General features: G+C 45.0%; 14 protein-coding genes and 1 riboswitch. Of the genes, 8 read left to right on the top strand and 6 right to left on the bottom strand.

Features of this window, described 5'->3' with window-relative positions:
* Window positions 1-69: 69 nt before the first annotated feature.
* The 3 genes from ABUE30_RS05935 (at window position 70) to ABUE30_RS05925 (ending at window position 3,380) form a co-directional block, all read left to right on the top strand.
* Window positions 70-894 (top strand): inositol monophosphatase family protein, encoded by an 825-nt coding sequence (locus ABUE30_RS05935; protein WP_408622793.1) that lies wholly within the window; start codon window positions 70-72, stop codon window positions 892-894.
* Between the two features lie 486 nt (window positions 895-1,380).
* Window positions 1,381-1,749, top strand: coding sequence for a diacylglycerol kinase (locus ABUE30_RS05930; protein WP_408622792.1), 369 nt, complete (start codon window positions 1,381-1,383; stop codon window positions 1,747-1,749).
* A complete protein-coding gene (locus ABUE30_RS05925) occupies window positions 1,746-3,380 on the top strand; it encodes a phosphoethanolamine transferase (protein ID WP_408622791.1) in 1,635 nt (544 codons plus the stop codon). The genes ABUE30_RS05930 and ABUE30_RS05925 overlap by 4 nt, the downstream gene beginning before the upstream one ends.
* 111 nt (window positions 3,381-3,491) lie before the next feature.
* Here ABUE30_RS05925 and rsmC read toward each other — a convergent pair whose 3' ends face one another.
* The gene (gene rsmC / locus ABUE30_RS05920) at window positions 3,492-4,523 is read right to left on the bottom strand and encodes a 16S rRNA (guanine(1207)-N(2))-methyltransferase RsmC (protein WP_408622790.1); all 1,032 of its coding nucleotides are present in this window, start codon (window positions 4,521-4,523) and stop codon (window positions 3,492-3,494) included.
* A 314-nt stretch (window positions 4,524-4,837) separates the two neighbouring features.
* Between rsmC and dapA the strand changes: the two genes are divergently transcribed.
* Entirely contained in the window at window positions 4,838-5,713 is an 876-nt protein-coding gene (dapA, locus tag ABUE30_RS05915; RefSeq protein WP_408622789.1) for a 4-hydroxy-tetrahydrodipicolinate synthase, read from the top strand.
* Between the two features lie 60 nt (window positions 5,714-5,773).
* Window positions 5,774-6,547, top strand: coding sequence for a GGDEF domain-containing protein (locus ABUE30_RS05910; protein WP_408622788.1), 774 nt, complete (start codon window positions 5,774-5,776; stop codon window positions 6,545-6,547).
* A gap of 5 nt (window positions 6,548-6,552) precedes the next feature.
* Here the strand turns inward: ABUE30_RS05910 and ABUE30_RS05905 are convergent, their stop codons facing one another.
* Both ABUE30_RS05905 and ABUE30_RS05900 read right to left on the bottom strand, forming a co-directional pair.
* Window positions 6,553-6,897 carry a hypothetical protein gene (locus ABUE30_RS05905; RefSeq protein WP_408622787.1) on the bottom strand — a complete coding sequence of 115 codons (345 nt, stop codon included), beginning with the start codon at window positions 6,895-6,897 and terminating at the stop codon, window positions 6,553-6,555.
* 110 nt (window positions 6,898-7,007) lie between these two features.
* The gene (locus tag ABUE30_RS05900) at window positions 7,008-7,847 is read right to left on the bottom strand and encodes a phosphotransferase (protein ID WP_408622786.1); all 840 of its coding nucleotides are present in this window, start codon (window positions 7,845-7,847) and stop codon (window positions 7,008-7,010) included.
* A gap of 48 nt (window positions 7,848-7,895) precedes the next feature.
* On the opposite strand from ABUE30_RS05900, the gene thiB reads away from it, so the two are divergent.
* The 3 genes from thiB to thiQ are packed head-to-tail and all read left to right on the top strand — an operon-like array spanning window position 7,896 to window position 11,166.
* Window positions 7,896-8,882: a thiamine ABC transporter substrate binding subunit gene (thiB, locus tag ABUE30_RS05895; protein WP_408623188.1), complete on the top strand. Its 987-nt coding sequence runs from the start codon at window positions 7,896-7,898 to the stop codon at window positions 8,880-8,882.
* On the top strand, window positions 8,858-10,435 hold the full coding sequence (locus ABUE30_RS05890) for an ABC transporter permease subunit (RefSeq protein ID WP_408622785.1): 1,578 nt from the start codon (window positions 8,858-8,860) through the stop codon (window positions 10,433-10,435). Before thiB ends, ABUE30_RS05890 begins: the two co-directional genes overlap by 25 nt.
* On the top strand, window positions 10,429-11,166 hold the full coding sequence (gene thiQ / locus ABUE30_RS05885; RefSeq protein ID WP_408622784.1) for a thiamine ABC transporter ATP-binding protein: 738 nt from the start codon (window positions 10,429-10,431) through the stop codon (window positions 11,164-11,166). The genes ABUE30_RS05890 and thiQ overlap by 7 nt, the downstream gene beginning before the upstream one ends.
* On the opposite strand, the gene eno is transcribed toward thiQ, so the two are convergent.
* From eno to ABUE30_RS05870, 3 genes are all read right to left on the bottom strand, one after another.
* Window positions 11,113-12,402 (bottom strand): phosphopyruvate hydratase, encoded by a 1,290-nt coding sequence (gene eno / locus ABUE30_RS05880; RefSeq protein ID WP_408622783.1) that lies wholly within the window; start codon window positions 12,400-12,402, stop codon window positions 11,113-11,115. The genes thiQ and eno overlap by 54 nt on opposite strands.
* 167 nt (window positions 12,403-12,569) lie before the next feature.
* Window positions 12,570-13,007: a universal stress protein gene (locus tag ABUE30_RS05875; protein ID WP_408622782.1), complete on the bottom strand. Its 438-nt coding sequence runs from the start codon at window positions 13,005-13,007 to the stop codon at window positions 12,570-12,572.
* 149 nt (window positions 13,008-13,156) lie between these two features.
* Window positions 13,157-13,220: riboswitch (Fluoride riboswitch) on the bottom strand.
* A gap of 113 nt (window positions 13,221-13,333) precedes the next feature.
* Entirely contained in the window at window positions 13,334-14,569 is a 1,236-nt protein-coding gene (locus tag ABUE30_RS05870) for a class I SAM-dependent methyltransferase (RefSeq protein ID WP_408622781.1), read from the bottom strand.

The following is a 14,569-nucleotide window of genomic DNA, read 5'->3' as shown; positions in this document are numbered from 1 at the left end:
TTAAGCTGAGGTTTTAGCGCCTCAGCAGGTGACGGCGGGTTGGCAGATAAATAAGAGGATAACGCTACAATGCTTCATGACGAGCAGCTGCAACAATTAATGGAATTAATCCAAGGGGTCGCTCAACCACATGTTCTGCAACACTATCGGATGCTACGAACACAAGATATTCAAACTAAAACATCAGCGACCGATTTGGTCACCATTGTTGACCAGCGTATTGAACAACAATTAACTGAGCAATTACAACGATACTATCCGCAAGCACTTATTATCGGCGAAGAAGCGATTAGCCGAGATCCGTATCGTTTAGATGCACTTAAACATGCATCATTAGCTTTTATTATTGATCCCATCGATGGAACATGGAATTTTGCCAATCAGTTAAGCGTGTTTGGGGTGATTGTTGCGGTTGTCTGTCATGGTGCCTGTGAGCATGCACTACTCTATGATCCATTACAAAATGACTGGCAGCTAGCCACTCGCGGGAAAGGGGCTTTTTATCAGAATGCCCAAGGAGAGAAGCGGCCATTAACTGTCAGTGATCGCGCGAACTTGGCGCAGATGAGTGGTTTTGTCTCTTTATTTTCATTTAACCAAGCCATGCAACTACATCTGGCGCCGCAACTCGCTGGCTTTGCGCGTTTGATGGCATTTGGCTGTTCATTTTTTGAATATCGCCTGTTGGCCGGGGGACAAGCTGATTTTCTTATTGCGCGTGACCCCAAAGTTTGGGATCACGCGGCTGGACTATTGTTATTGCAAGAAGCCGGTGGCTATAGTGCGTTTAGTGATGGTGAACCTTATTACCCTACACGTAATCGAGGGCTTTTATTGTGTGCTAATAGTGCCGCTAGTTGGCAGGCTTTAATGGCACATTTTCAACTCATTTAGAGGATAAAATAAAAATTTTTGACCGCCAAGAACGGTTATCATCGACCAAGACGGTGTAAGTTGTTGGTGAGTTGTTACTTGAATGAAGTGGTTAGGGGACGTTTGATGCGTGTTATTGACATCAGTGAATGAACGCGGCGAGAGTGCTTTTCGGTCTGTATCAATAGAGATGTTTTTATTGAAACAGTGCTCGTTGTTAGATGAAATGTGCGTATTCATGCGTGTGAATACTTGTTTATGGTCGTTACAAATTAGTAAGGGTGCATATTGAGTATTATTGCTGCCATTGAATGGCCTTCGGCTGTTTATTAATCTGCAAATGTTATTTTTATATTTCATATGTTAGTATCTTTATTAGAAACATGTTGTTAAATAACTAATACGTTTGTCTAAATAATTTTAGATTCCATAATGTTGAATATTCTATTAGTAAGTCGTCGTCAAATTTGTCTATAATTACCCGTTTATTATTTAAATATAGTGATTATGAAGCCTAAAAAAACAGGTTTCTCCCGAATTATTCAAGCGACTCGATGTTCTATAGCAGGGTTTCGTTTAGCATGGTCTGGAGAAGCCGCATTTCGTCAAGAAATTTATGTAGTTATCCCATTAATCTGTCTATCCATTTGGTTCCCTGTAAGCGCGGTTGAGCATCTCTTATTGGTGGGAAGTTTGATTTTGGTACTGGTTGTGGAGCTTTTAAATTCTGCTATTGAAGCTGCGATTGACCGAGTGGGGCCAGAATGGCATGAACTAAGTGGTCGAGCAAAGGATTTAGGCTCAGCCAGTGTGCTGCTTTGCATCATATTGGCCGTATTAATATGGATTGTTATTATAGTTGATGTTGCATTATGAATATATCTTTTAAAAAAGAACGCTCTTATAATCAAATAAGTTGGCTATTAGCCATCTATTTCGCCTGTATTGTTAATGTTCCTTTTTATCGAACTTTTTATCATATATTGTCAAATATAGGCGAGTATAAAATTGGTTTTGTTATTACAGTGCCAATTTTCATCGTACTTGCTCTTAATTTTATTTTTCAGTGGCTTATTTGGCCATATATTACCAAACCTATTTTTGTAGTTTTGTTAATTGTTGCTAGCATTGTTAGCTATGCCAGCTTTAATTACGGTGTCGTTTTTGACAAAAAGATGATCGTTAATATCTTTGAAACGAACACCAGTGAAGCGAACTCGTATTTGAGTGGGTACTTGCTGCTCTGGGTTTTAGTTATGGGTGGCATTCCATCATTACTGCTAATGTTACAGCCGTTAACAGGTGGAAGTGTTGTTCGATTTATTCTACTCAAATTGGGCTCTGGCGTGTTTGCTTTGGCAGCTATCGCCCTGATTGCCGCTGGCTATTATCAAGATTATTCCTCAGTGGTGCGAAATCACCGCTATTTAGGCGATATGATTATTCCAGCTAATGTCATGCATAATACTTATCGTTATGTGCGTGATCAGTATTTTAAAACGCCTCCTAAATATCAGCTGTTAGGGGTTGATGCAAAACAACGTGCTAATGTGGCTGATAAACCGACATTGCTGGTGATATTAATGGGAGAAACCGCGCGTAGTCAGAACTACCAATACAATGGTTATGCCCGCCCGACCAATGCGTTTAGTGCCCCGTATCAACCGATCAGTTTTGCCCATGTTCGCTCTTGTGGAACGGCTACTGCAGAGGCGCTACCTTGTATCTTCTCACGGATGGATCGCAGCAACTATAATCGTTTTAAAGCGAGCTATCAGGATAATGCATTAGATATTATGCAGCGAGCAGGGATTAGTTTGCTCTGGAAAGAGAATGATGGCGGTGATAAATCGGTTGCTCAGAATATTCAAAAAATTGAGATTCAACCGAACCAAGATCCAAATTATTGTAATGGTTCAACCTGCCGGGATATGGTGATGCTGGATGATTTCGCGCAAACGGTGGCGAAAATGAAAGGCAATAGAGTGATAGTCTTACATCTTATCGGCAGCCATGGGCCGACTTATTATCAGCGTTATCCGAAAAGCATGGCATTTTTTCAACCTGATTGCCAACGTGCTGATATCGAGAACTGCTCAGTTGCTCAGATTGTCAATAGCTATGATAATACCATTCGCTATACCGATTTTGTGTTGAGCCAGACGATTCAATTATTATCAGCACAAATGGCCAGTCACTATAATAGCGCAGTGATCTATCTATCTGATCATGGTGAGTCATTAGGTGAACATGGCTTGTTTTTACACGGAATGCCCTATCAAATGGCACCAGCATATCAAACCCATATCCCGCTGCTTGTGTGGATGTCATCTGGCTTTATTAAGGCTAAAGGGGTTGATGAGCAATGTTTAAGAAAACAAGCTAAAACGGGACAATTTAGTCAAGATAATTTGTTTGATTCATTCTTGGGAATGATGGATGTCTCTACCCAAGTCTATCGGCGAAATATGGATATTTTTGCCACCTGTCGAAATGTTTCCCATTGATCATATGACTCAATATTAGGGCAGGTGGCCTCGACCTGTCCTAGCCCTTGAATAATGAGCATGATAGCTATTCACAACATAAACCAAGCGATTAGCGAGCTTTTGTCACAGCTAGTTGTGGCAGCAATAGACGCGAAATTTGCGATTATCGGTCACGACTTGGCAGTGACTAAATTGTGCTTCAAGCAGCTCTTTATAAGGCAAAAAACTGTTGGCGACTAACCATAGCTGCCCATTTGCGGTGAGCTTAGAGCTGGCCTGACGAATAAATTCGCGACTGGTATCGTATTGCGTTTGTACGCCTAAATGAAAAGGCGGATTACTAACGATAAAATCAAATGGGCCATTGATACTGCGAATACCATCGAAACAATCAACATGGCCTTGCAACTGGTTAGCGGCAAAGGTGCGCTTAGTGCTCAGCGCCGCTTGGGCACTGACATCGATTGCGTTTATCTGCGCTCCAGTTTGCAATGCGATCGCGGCACCAATAATGCCAGCGCCACATCCAAAATCAAGCCCTCGGCCTTGCAAAGCAGGGAGTGTCTCGAGCAGTAGCTGGGTTCCTGCATCCAATTTGCCATGATTAAATACCCCAGGCATTGAACACACACAAAGATCGCCTTGTGGCAGATGAACATTGAATTGCTGGTACCAGTTGGCAGCGTCAAATTCGATAGGCTGTTCACCACGCTCACCGTAGATCAGACTACAACGGCGCGCCGCATCAATTTTACGGCCATCTATTTGATATTGGTTGAGTAATTTACAAGCCGCATTAATGCCGCCACGGTTTTCCCCAACAATGAAAATCTGAGCATTAGCGTGCAACTTAGGCAAAAATAAATTGAGCCAATAATCAGCTTCTTGCTTGGCTTTGGGGATATACAATATGAGGCAGTTATAACGCTGGGTTAGTTCAGGCACGGCACTTAATGTCACCTGGCAGTTATCGATATCGCGAGATTGATAGTGAGCCGCTTGACCTGCGTGGGTGGTACAGATCGTCGAGCTTTGGGCGAGTTGCGCCAGTTCCAATGGATAATCATCAAGCAATTGTCCGCCAATCAACAATTGAGTCCCATTAAAGAGTGTGTGATGGCGTTGGAGTAGTTCACTTGGTGGCTGCAATGTGGTGGTCATGAAGGATAAACGCTTGGCTAATAATGGGCGCTAGTGTAGATAAAAAAGAATAGATTGGCGAATTTTATCAGAAATTTTAACCCTTCTATTGACATTTACATGGCTACTGAGAAACTAGCTGCATTCAGATAGAATAAATGAGTGAACTCTTGGTGACTTTTCACGTGGGATACCCCTCGATAAGCATAAAACAGGCGCAAGTTTATAAGGCAATAAAGCCCGTATAGCTCGCGTTGACCAGGCGTTCAGTTTCAACCCGGTTAGCGATGTTTATTGCAACCGGGTTTTTTTATGACAGAGATGATGGAGTTGGCATGTTCAGAGGATCAATTGTTGCGTTGATCACCCCATTTTATGAAGGGGAAGTAGATTACACCGCATTACGAAGTATTATCGATTGGCATGTTGAGCAGGGAACACATGCAATAGTTCCTGTTGGCACAACGGGTGAAAGTCCGACGTTAACGCACGATGAGCACGTTGCTATTATCAAGGCAGTCGTTGATCAAGTCGCAGGCCGTATTCCAGTGATAGCGGGTGCAGGCTCGAATAATGTTGTTGAAGCGATTGAGTATACCCAACATGCCGAAGAAGTAGGGGCCGATGGAACATTGCATGTAGCTGGTTACTATAATCGTCCCAATCAACGTGGCTTATTGGCGCACTTCAGCGCGATCAATGATGCGGCGACCAGACCCGTTATTTTGTATAACATTCCACCTCGCGCCGTAGTGAATATCGAACCACAAACGATGGCTGAACTTGCCAAATTGCCGCGTATCTGTGGGGTGAAAGATGCAACAGGCGACCTCGCGCGGCCATGGATTGAGCGTCAACTTATCGACAGTGCTGATTTTTTCTGGTTGAGCGGTGAAGATGCGACTGCGGTTGCTTATAATATTAGTGGTGGACAAGGGTGTATTTCTGTCACCGCTAATATTGCGCCTAAGCTGTGCGCACAAATGCAACAAGCGTGTTTAGACGGACGGTGGGAGCAAGCCGTTGCGCTGCAAGATCGATTAATGCCGTTGCATCAGGCAATGTTCATTGAACCAAGCCCTGCCGGTGTGAAATATGCGGCATCCTTGTTAAACTTATGCAGTGCCCAGTGTCGTTTGCCGATTGTGGAATTGGCTGATGAAACCAAGCGTCGTATTGAACAAGCAATGCAGCAGTTAGAGTTGATTTAATCTGTTCAGTTAATAGGTTAAATTGTGGTTAAGGCAGCAAAATTACAATCGAGCGTGTCGATGTCAGCTTCTTCGCAGAAATGGGTTTGTCAGCAGTTGATGGGGCCATTACAACATGAACTACGTTGGTATTGCGATCCGCAAAGCCAACGTGTTTGGTTTAACTATCGTGATGAAGAGAACTGTCGCTGCACTTTATTGCCCCATTGGTTGCAGTCGCTAGATGCAAGTTGTCGCGGCGCAGTGCAACAAATAGTTGCACAGGTTAGCGGTGATCATCAGTCGAAGTGCTGTCATTTTTGTCATGATGATGATCGCTGGTTTCGCATGGATTTATCGTATGCATATCAGCCGCAAATCAATCAAGAGCTGCTTTGTGGAGAACTAATCTGCTTGACGCAAAACGCCGATACCAGTGATCAGTTGTTTTTGAAAAATGAATTAGGGTTGTTGAATTGCCCGACATTTCGCAGCTTTTTGATTCAAGCTTTGCAGAGTAATGCCCACAATGGTGAACCGTTAGTGCTCATGGCGTTGCACTTAGAAGATAAGACGCAAGTTAGTCGTGAGCAGTTAGCCGGCCAATTACGTCATCAGCTTCGTCGTAGCGATCTGATCGGGCTCTTCCGCCAACAAGAGGTCTTGGTGTTATTGAATGGCGTCAACGAACAAGGCGCCATTCGTATTGCTGAGAAATTGACAACGGTTGCCCGTCAAATGTTGGTTGCCACAGATGGGATTGGATTAACCATTGGATGGGCGCTCTATCCTCAAGATGGTGATAATGTTGATACATTAATTGAGCGGCGTTTTAGCCGTTGGATAAGTTCCTAAGCAAGTTAGGCGCGCGCCATTAATATCTGGCCGCGATCACCCATCTCTTGCATCATCTCATAGTATTTACGAATATGCGTGGCACTGTTATGAACCGTTCTGTCCATCGCTTCGCGGATCTGTTTACTATTGGCAACCTTGGCGTTGTGCTCTTGGCGTAATTGATCGGCGCTTTGATTGGGTGGCACATCGTCCGATGTAAATATTTTCGTCCCTGGTGAAGCTTGTTGGCGTTCCGCAGTATAATCAGTGAGGTTTTTAACAGGTGCTTCGGCGCGGATCCGCTGACGCGCATGGTACACCGACTCAAAACTTGCTGCCCCCAGATTGTAGCCATAATCATTTTGCATACTGTGCTCCCCCCTAATTCTTACTTATAGCGGCCACTGCGCGTAATATTTTAGCGCCTTTCAAACTGATGCATAAATTAGTAGTGATGTTATTATCACTTTTCAGGCTGTTAGCTTTGCTTAATCCGTGTCAGCCAGCGTTGCCAGCCCTCAATTTGCGCCTGCTCTAATGGTGTTTGACTATACCAGCATAGGTCGAGTAATTGGGACGCTAACCGATAATATTGGAAACGTTCGGCACTGATATCTGCCAGTAAATGCAGTTGCTGTAATTGCGCAGAGGTCAACTGAAATGATTCGGCGAGGGTTGCTTCATCCCAACCTTGGTCGCTCAATGCTGCATACTCCCAGTCTAAAGAGACGAGCTTATTCTGAGGAGTCACTATCAAATTGACAGCACTTAAGTCATGATGATTGAGCACTAAGTTGGTCGGTTTTGGAAAGCTCTTCAACCAAAGGCTCGCTTGTTGTAATGCTGGCATCGGGGCACAGGTTGCTAAAGCTAAATAATGGTGTAAATAATCCCGCATGGGTCTCTGATAACTTTTTTGTGCGGGAATAGGCAAGCTTTTTAGCGTCGTTAACATGGCTATCAGTTGGGTAAATAACATGGGTGACTGGATCAAACTCGCTGCATGTAAAGTGGGGCCTTTGATAAAGGGATAGATGAGCCAGGGCTCTTGTATGGATAAAAACTGACCATTGATTGCCCAGCTTGCCCCGTGTAATGCTTGTAATATTTGCTGTTCACGTTGATAATCAGTGCCATAGCGTTCGGGGCAGTGTGGTTTTCGAACGATGAATTCGCCCCGTTTACTTTGGCACCACCAAATGCAGTGATGCCCCCCATCAAGCTGTCGAGAATGCTGGATAGGGCCTAGTTGTTGGTGTAACCAGCGTTGCCCGCAGGGGCTTAACTGATTTAAAAATGACGGTGATGTATGAGACATCTCTGTAATATAACTGATTGATAATCACGGAAGTTTAAAATGAAAAGAATGCTTTGGCTATGGGGCATCTTATCGGTGCTTGTGTTTTGCAGCGAGGTGCAGGCCGCTCAGAGCGAATTGACAGTATATACCTATTCCTCATTTACCTCTAAGTGGGGGCCTGGTCCTAAATTAACTAAAATGTTTGAGAAGGACTGCCATTGTACCTTGAAGTGGGTGGGTTCAGATGATGGAGTGGCATTACTCAATCGCTTACGTTTGGAAGGTCAACATAGCCGAGCAGATGTGGTTGTTGGGTTGGATACCAACTTAATGCCTGAAGCAAAAAGGCTCAAACTCGTGCAACCTCATTTGCTCAATACCCAAATGCTGCATGTTCCAGGACCTTGGCATAACCGTGATTTTATACCCTACGATCGCGGGCAGTTTGCGTTTGTCTATAATGAAAATAAGCTCAAGAATCCACCCACATCGATGCACCAGTTAGTGGAACAATTTCCAGGTACAATTATTTATGAAGACCCCCGCACCAGTACCCCCGGACTTGGGTTGTTACTTTGGGTAAAAGCGGTTTATGGTGACCAAGCGCCGAGTGCTTGGAAAAAACTGAAAGAAAAAACCGTTACTGTCACCAAAAGCTGGGATGATGCTTATGGCATGTTTCTCAAAGGCGAAGCCGACATGGTGCTTAGTTACACCACCGATTCTGCTTATCATGAGATAGAAGAACATAATAATCACTTTAAAGCAGCTGCCTTTAAAGAGGGCAACTATCAGCAGATTGAGGTGGCGGCGATTGGCGCGTATGCGAGACATGTGAAGCTGGCTCGGCAGTTCTTAGCGTTTCTCATCACGCCTAAGGCGCAGCGCGTCATTGCACTTAATAACTGGATGCTGCCAGTGCGCAATGATGTGCCATTACCCAAACCTTTTGCCCAGATTGTTCATCCTCATCCACTGATGATAGCGCCCGCTGAAGTTGCTGCTCATCGCCAAGCTTGGGTTCGACAGTGGCGCGACGCAGTCAGTCAATAATTTTTAGTGGGCTTGCCATCCTCGTGGGTGGCGGCCTGATTTCACTGACCTTAGTCCTCGCTGTTTGGGGACTTTGGCAAGCTGGGGATGGTATTCAGCTTGCGCAATTTAGCGATCCTTATTTATGGCATATTCTCTGGTTTAGTAGCTATCAAGCACTGATATCTGCAAGTTTGTCATTGCTCATCGGGACGTGGTTAGGGCGCTGTTTATTCTATCTTAAAGCGACAGGTACGCATTGGTGGCTCGATTTAGCAAGCGTTTGCTTTGTTGCACCCGTGATTCTAGTGGTACTGGGCGTGGTCGGTGCCTTTGGTCATAATGGCATTTGGTCGCGGCTTTTAGGCCAGCATTTAAGCATTTATGGGTTAAGCGGCATTTTTGCCGCACATCTGTTTTTAAATATTCCGCTATTTATTCGCCATAGTTATCTGTTATGGCAAGGGATCGCTGTAACGCAATGGCAACAAGCCCAGCAATTAGGCATGAGTAGTTGGCAACGCTGGCGTTACCTCGAGTGGCCATTGCTGCGTGCAGCACTGCTCAATTCATTTGTTGTGGTCTTTTTATTATGTTTTGGCAGTTTTACCATTGTCTTAGCCTTGGGTGGGGGCCCCGCTTATACCACCTTAGAAGTTGCCATTTATCAAGCGCTAAAATATGATTTTGAGCCTGCATTTGCGCTCGCATGTGCACTATTACAGCTGGTGATTGCGCTAGGTTTAAGTGGCATCTTCAGCCGTCGTAGCGCATCAACGCCACCAAGTTCGGTAAACAATTATCGCCCTTCTATCGGTTATCCTATGCGCCAATTGATGCGGGGATCGTTGCTGGTAGGCGGCGGTTTTTTTCTATCGGTGATTATGGGCATATTCACGGCGTTATGGCCCTTTCATTGGCGCTACATTGCATGGAGCGCATTAGCTCAAGCAACCACCACCAGTTTGGTCATTGCTGGACTTAGCTGGTTATGTTGTGTGGTCATGCTGTCGGCATTGAGTTGGTTATTGCGGCAAAGCTGGCACAATGCGCGGCTAAAATGGTTGGCGGGATTAAGCTCATTTTGGGCATCCGCTTTGTTATTTGTACCACCGATGGTGGTATCTACCGGACTTTTTTTTTGGATGTGGCAGCGCGGTTATCAGGGCTACTTGTGGCCGTTGGTGGCATTGGTGAATGCGATGATGGCGTTACCCTTTGCCAGTCGCTTTTTGCAACCGGCGCTGTGGCAGTTAGACGATAATTACCGCCACTTATTAAATGAGCTGGCATTGACACCTTATCAAGCGTGGCGGGTGGTTTATCTGCCGGTTTTAGCCCGTCCAATTGCACTTGCCAGTGCGTTTGCCTTGGTACTTTCTTTGGGAGATATGGGCGTGGTGGCATTGTTAGGTGATGTTGATCTGCTTACACTCCCATTACTTATCTATCAGCAGCTTGGACACTATCAATTTGCCTCGGCGAGTATGAGTGGTTTGTGGTTATTGCTGTTATGCATTGCTATCTTTGTAGTGATGAGGCGTCTCGGAGAAAAAATGAGAACAGTATGTTAGAGGTGAAGGCGCTAACATTTAGCCGTGGTTCACAACAATTTTGTTATAATTTACGCGCTCAGCGCGGTGAAGTTGTGGCATTGCTTGGGCAAAGTGGCTGTGGTAAATCAACGCTTTTAGCTATGATTGCCGGGTTTGTTAAAGCAACGGGTCACGTGTCATGGAATGGTCAGTCAATGTTAGAGCAATCTATCGCTGAGCGTCCAGTGAGTAGCTTATTTCAATCGCATAACCTGTTTGATCATCTAAGTATTCGGCAGAATTTGGCACTGGGTCTGGATGGCTCTTTAAAGCTAAATAAGGCACAGCAAGGACATTTGCATCAAGTGGCACAGCAACTGGGTATTGCTGACTTGTTAGACAGGCGGGCCGCTGATCTCTCTGGTGGGCAGATCCAACGAGCGGCGCTAGCGCGCGCATTGCTACGCCAGCGGCCGATATTATTGTTAGATGAACCATTTAGTGCTCTCGACCCAGTATTGCGCTACGACGGTTTAAAACTAGTGCAGCAATTAGCACGGCAACATCAATTAGCTGTCTTGCTGGTGACTCATCAACTGAGCGATGCCCGAGCAATTGCCGAGAGTGTCGCCTTTATTGACCAAGGCCAAGTGGTGCAGCAATGTTCACCCGCCGAATTACAAACTCATCCGGCGAATGAACAGGTGGCGCATTACTTACGCATTGCCAATGAAAGCTTGTTTACCGGCGAAGACGGCGCTTTGGCCTAATTCTTGTTCAATACGCATCAGTTGATTGTATTTTTCAATCCGTTCACCGCGACAAGGTGCCCCAGTTTTGAGGTGGCCAGCACGCAGTGCGACTGTCATATCGGCGATAAAGCTGTCGATGGTTTCGCCGCTACGGTGTGAAATAAATGTTCCCCAATGGTTTTGATGGCAAAGATTTACCGCATCGATAGTTTCTGATAGCGTGCCGATTTGGTTGAGTTTAATTAATGCCGAGTTAGCAAGATTTTCATCAATACCGCGCTGAATGTATTTGATGTTTGTGACAAACAGATCGTCGCCGACTAGTTCGACTCGGCCCGCTAGTTTTTGGTGCAGCACTTTCCAGCCGCTCCAATCATCTTCAGCTAATCCATCTTCTATCAATACGAGTGGAAAATCATCAATCAGGCGGCTGTAATAATCGCTTAATTGTTCAGCATTCAACTGACTGTCTTCACTGTGCAGCGTATAGATCCCATCTTTATAAAACTCACTAGACGCCGGATCAATACAGATGGCGACATCTTCGCCGGGTTTAAATCCTGCATTTTCAATAGCTTTGACAATCAGCTCAAGCGGTTGACGATTTGATTTGACATGAGGTGCAAAACCACCTTCATCACCGACACCAGTGGATAGACCTTCTTCTTTAAGCACAAGACGCAGTGATTGGTAGACTTCACTGCCCCATTGCACGGCTTCTCGAATCGTTTTTGCACCCCAAGGCGCTATCATATATTCTTGAAAATCAGCGCCTTGCCAGCGTGCATGAACACCACCATTGATGATGTTCATGCACGGTACTGGCATGAGATTTGCGCCCACACCACCGAGGTAACGATACAGTGGAAGGTCTGACTGGTAGGCTGCCAGTCGCGCACACGCCAACGACACGCCTAAAATTGCATTCGCCCCTAATTTCGATTTATTTTCAGTACCATCCAGCTCAATCATGATGTTATCAATTAAACGCTGCTTGCGGGCATCAATACCAATCAGCGCAGGTTGGATAATGGTATTGACATGTTCGACGGCTTTAAGTACCCCTTTACCACCATAACGATTCGGGTCACCATCTCGATATTCAACCGCTTCGCGAGACCCTGTGCTGGCGCCTGATGGGACTGATGCCCGGGCGGTGCGACCCGCTTCATCCCAAATATCGACTTCAACGGTTGGATTACCGCGTGAGTCAAGGATTTCTCGAGCGCAGATGGTTTTAATTTGAGTTTGCATAAAATCTCCAAAATCAATAATGAATAAATAAGAGCTACAGGTCGATCAGTGTATTGATCAGATCCTTTGGACTCTCTGATAGGTTTTTCTGCCCGCGAGCGGTGTTTGATTATCAAGATAATCACCGTTTACGGTCTGATGTAAAACCCTGTTACACATAAATCATGTTAGTTTTCATTAGGGATATGTTGCACAAGTACATCAATCAGAATGCGATTGATAAACTCAAACGAATAAGATGACATGACGCCAAACAAGCGATTTTTATGACCCACAATCAGTAGATCAATTTGCCGCTCTTCAATCAGCGTTTCGATATCTTTAAAACGCGTGATGCTGACGAGCTCCTCGATACCGCCGCCTTCTGGAAAATCGATCGATTTAGCCAGTTCTGCGAGCATTTGTTTGGCTTCAATAACGTGGTGCGATTGCTTTGATAACACCGTGTTATCATTGAGATACTGCAGTTCTCGATAGTCAGAGCTAATGTGTCCGACAGTGATCTTCGTGCCGAGTGCGTGCGCCATTTTACTGCCGTGATGAAGTAAGATATTGCCGTCTACTTGATCATGGGCGAGTACAAGGGCATGACGATAATAGGTCATAACCACCTCGTTGATAGATTACAAGACAGATAAGTATGCACCGATGGGGCTGGGCAAAATAAGGGGGGATTCAAAAAAATAGAAGTTGATAAGATTCTGATGGCATGTACAAAGTGACTAGACATACTGATACTTCCTTAGAGTAAGGGTTAATATCAGGCGTCATCAGCCATTATGGCGGTTATATTGGCGAACACCATCACCAAAGCGATAACTGCAACATAAACAACGTTCTTAAGTGGCTCATGTTGCTCGCTTAAAAATTAAATTACGCCCATTGATGTGGATGTGCAAGGGCACGGGGTCAATGATTTTGTAAAGTAATGTCAATGAGTTAAGGTGATTTGCCAAACGCCCGTATTAGCACTTAAAAAACCTGCTTCACAATATGCCATATAAAAATGCCAGAGCCGGAAAAACTGTGCATTAAAGACCAGTGCTTGAGGGTGTTCACTCCGATAGGTACTGAGACGATTATGCCAAGCGTGTAGTGTATACGCATAACTTAAGCGCATATCAAAGCAATTTTCAGTCACAAATTGATATTTATTGATCAGTTTTTTCAATAACGCCATTGAAGGTAAAAAGCCACCTGGAAAAACCATTTGCTGGATAAAGTCGGTGTTTTTTTGATAACTATCGAAACGTTCATCGGCGATAGTGATCGACTGGAGCAACATTCGCCCACCGGGTTTGAGTAACATGGCGCATTTTTGAATAAACTGTGGCAAGTAGGCTTCGCCAACTGCTTCGATCATCTCTATTGAGACTAAGCGATCATAGCGTCCGTGTAGATCGCGATAATCCCGGCTCAGTACTCGGATTCGATCGCTTAATCCTTGTTGATGCACCAGTTGACAGCAGTACTGGTATTGCTCATCAGAGATCGTAGTGGTGGTGACTTGACAGCCATAGTGACGTGCAGCATACACCGCTAAGCCTCCCCAACCCGAGCCAATCTCTAATAGATGAGAGTCTGCATTGAGCTGTAATTGCTCGCAGATCCGTTGCAGTTTTTGCTGTTGGGCTTGATCAAGGTTTTGTTCCGGATGAGTGGTATCTAGTCCATGATACAACGCCGATGAGTACTGCATTTGGCTATCGAGAAACGATTTATAAAAATGATTTCCTAAATCGTAGTGTGCCAAAATATTGCGTTTGGCTTGCGATTTATGATTTCTACGCAGCCAATGCCGTGATTTAGCCGCCCATTCAACCCATTTAGAAATGTTGGAATCGAGTCGGTCAAGACGCGCTTGGTTCTGCGCCATGACGATTAGCAAGGTATGTAAGTCGTCGGTTCGCCAGAGTCCTTCAATGTAAGTTTCAGCTGCCGCCAGCGAGCCACCGCGTAAAACCCGCTCAAAGACACAGTTATCACGAATATCGATAATCAGGTGCACCGAGGCGTTGTCTTCACCGCAGATCTGATTTGACTGCTCGGGCTGTTTCAGCTCGATGCGCGCCCCTTTAATATGCGATAAAAAATGAATCAATACATTGCGAGCTAACTCGCGTCTTGGATTAAACCAATTCCACGGCAGACTTCGAGTTTTTAACAT

Origin of the sequence: Celerinatantimonas yamalensis (assembly GCF_046054155.1) — a bacterium.
Taxonomy (GTDB): Bacteria; Pseudomonadota; Gammaproteobacteria; order Enterobacterales; family Celerinatantimonadaceae; genus Celerinatantimonas; species Celerinatantimonas yamalensis.
The sequence above is the reverse complement of the archived record's forward strand: the minus strand, read 5'-3'. Positions and strand labels throughout refer to the sequence as shown.

What these genes read in the sequence shown, in the direction of transcription:
- ABUE30_RS05870 (WP_408622781.1), bottom strand. Translation starts at nt 14,569, where the DNA reads ATGTTAAAAACTCGAAGTCTGCCGTGGAATTGGTTTAATCCAAGACGC.
- ABUE30_RS05925 (WP_408622791.1), top strand. Translation starts at nt 1,746, where the DNA reads ATGAATATATCTTTTAAAAAAGAACGCTCTTATAATCAAATAAGTTGG.
- ABUE30_RS05905 (WP_408622787.1), bottom strand. Translation starts at nt 6,897, where the DNA reads ATGCAAAATGATTATGGCTACAATCTGGGGGCAGCAAGTTTTGAGTCG.
- rsmC (WP_408622790.1), bottom strand. Translation starts at nt 4,523, where the DNA reads ATGACCACCACATTGCAGCCACCAAGTGAACTACTCCAACGCCATCAC.
- ABUE30_RS05875 (WP_408622782.1), bottom strand. Translation starts at nt 13,007, where the DNA reads ATGACCTATTATCGTCATGCCCTTGTACTCGCCCATGATCAAGTAGAC.
- ABUE30_RS05900 (WP_408622786.1), bottom strand. Translation starts at nt 7,847, where the DNA reads ATGTCTCATACATCACCGTCATTTTTAAATCAGTTAAGCCCCTGCGGG.
- ABUE30_RS05930 (WP_408622792.1), top strand. Translation starts at nt 1,381, where the DNA reads ATGAAGCCTAAAAAAACAGGTTTCTCCCGAATTATTCAAGCGACTCGA.
- thiB (WP_408623188.1), top strand. Translation starts at nt 7,896, where the DNA reads ATGCTTTGGCTATGGGGCATCTTATCGGTGCTTGTGTTTTGCAGCGAG.
- dapA (WP_408622789.1), top strand. Translation starts at nt 4,838, where the DNA reads ATGTTCAGAGGATCAATTGTTGCGTTGATCACCCCATTTTATGAAGGG.
- thiQ (WP_408622784.1), top strand. Translation starts at nt 10,429, where the DNA reads ATGTTAGAGGTGAAGGCGCTAACATTTAGCCGTGGTTCACAACAATTT.
- eno (WP_408622783.1), bottom strand. Translation starts at nt 12,402, where the DNA reads ATGCAAACTCAAATTAAAACCATCTGCGCTCGAGAAATCCTTGACTCA.
- ABUE30_RS05910 (WP_408622788.1), top strand. Translation starts at nt 5,774, where the DNA reads ATGTCAGCTTCTTCGCAGAAATGGGTTTGTCAGCAGTTGATGGGGCCA.
- ABUE30_RS05935 (WP_408622793.1), top strand. Translation starts at nt 70, where the DNA reads ATGCTTCATGACGAGCAGCTGCAACAATTAATGGAATTAATCCAAGGG.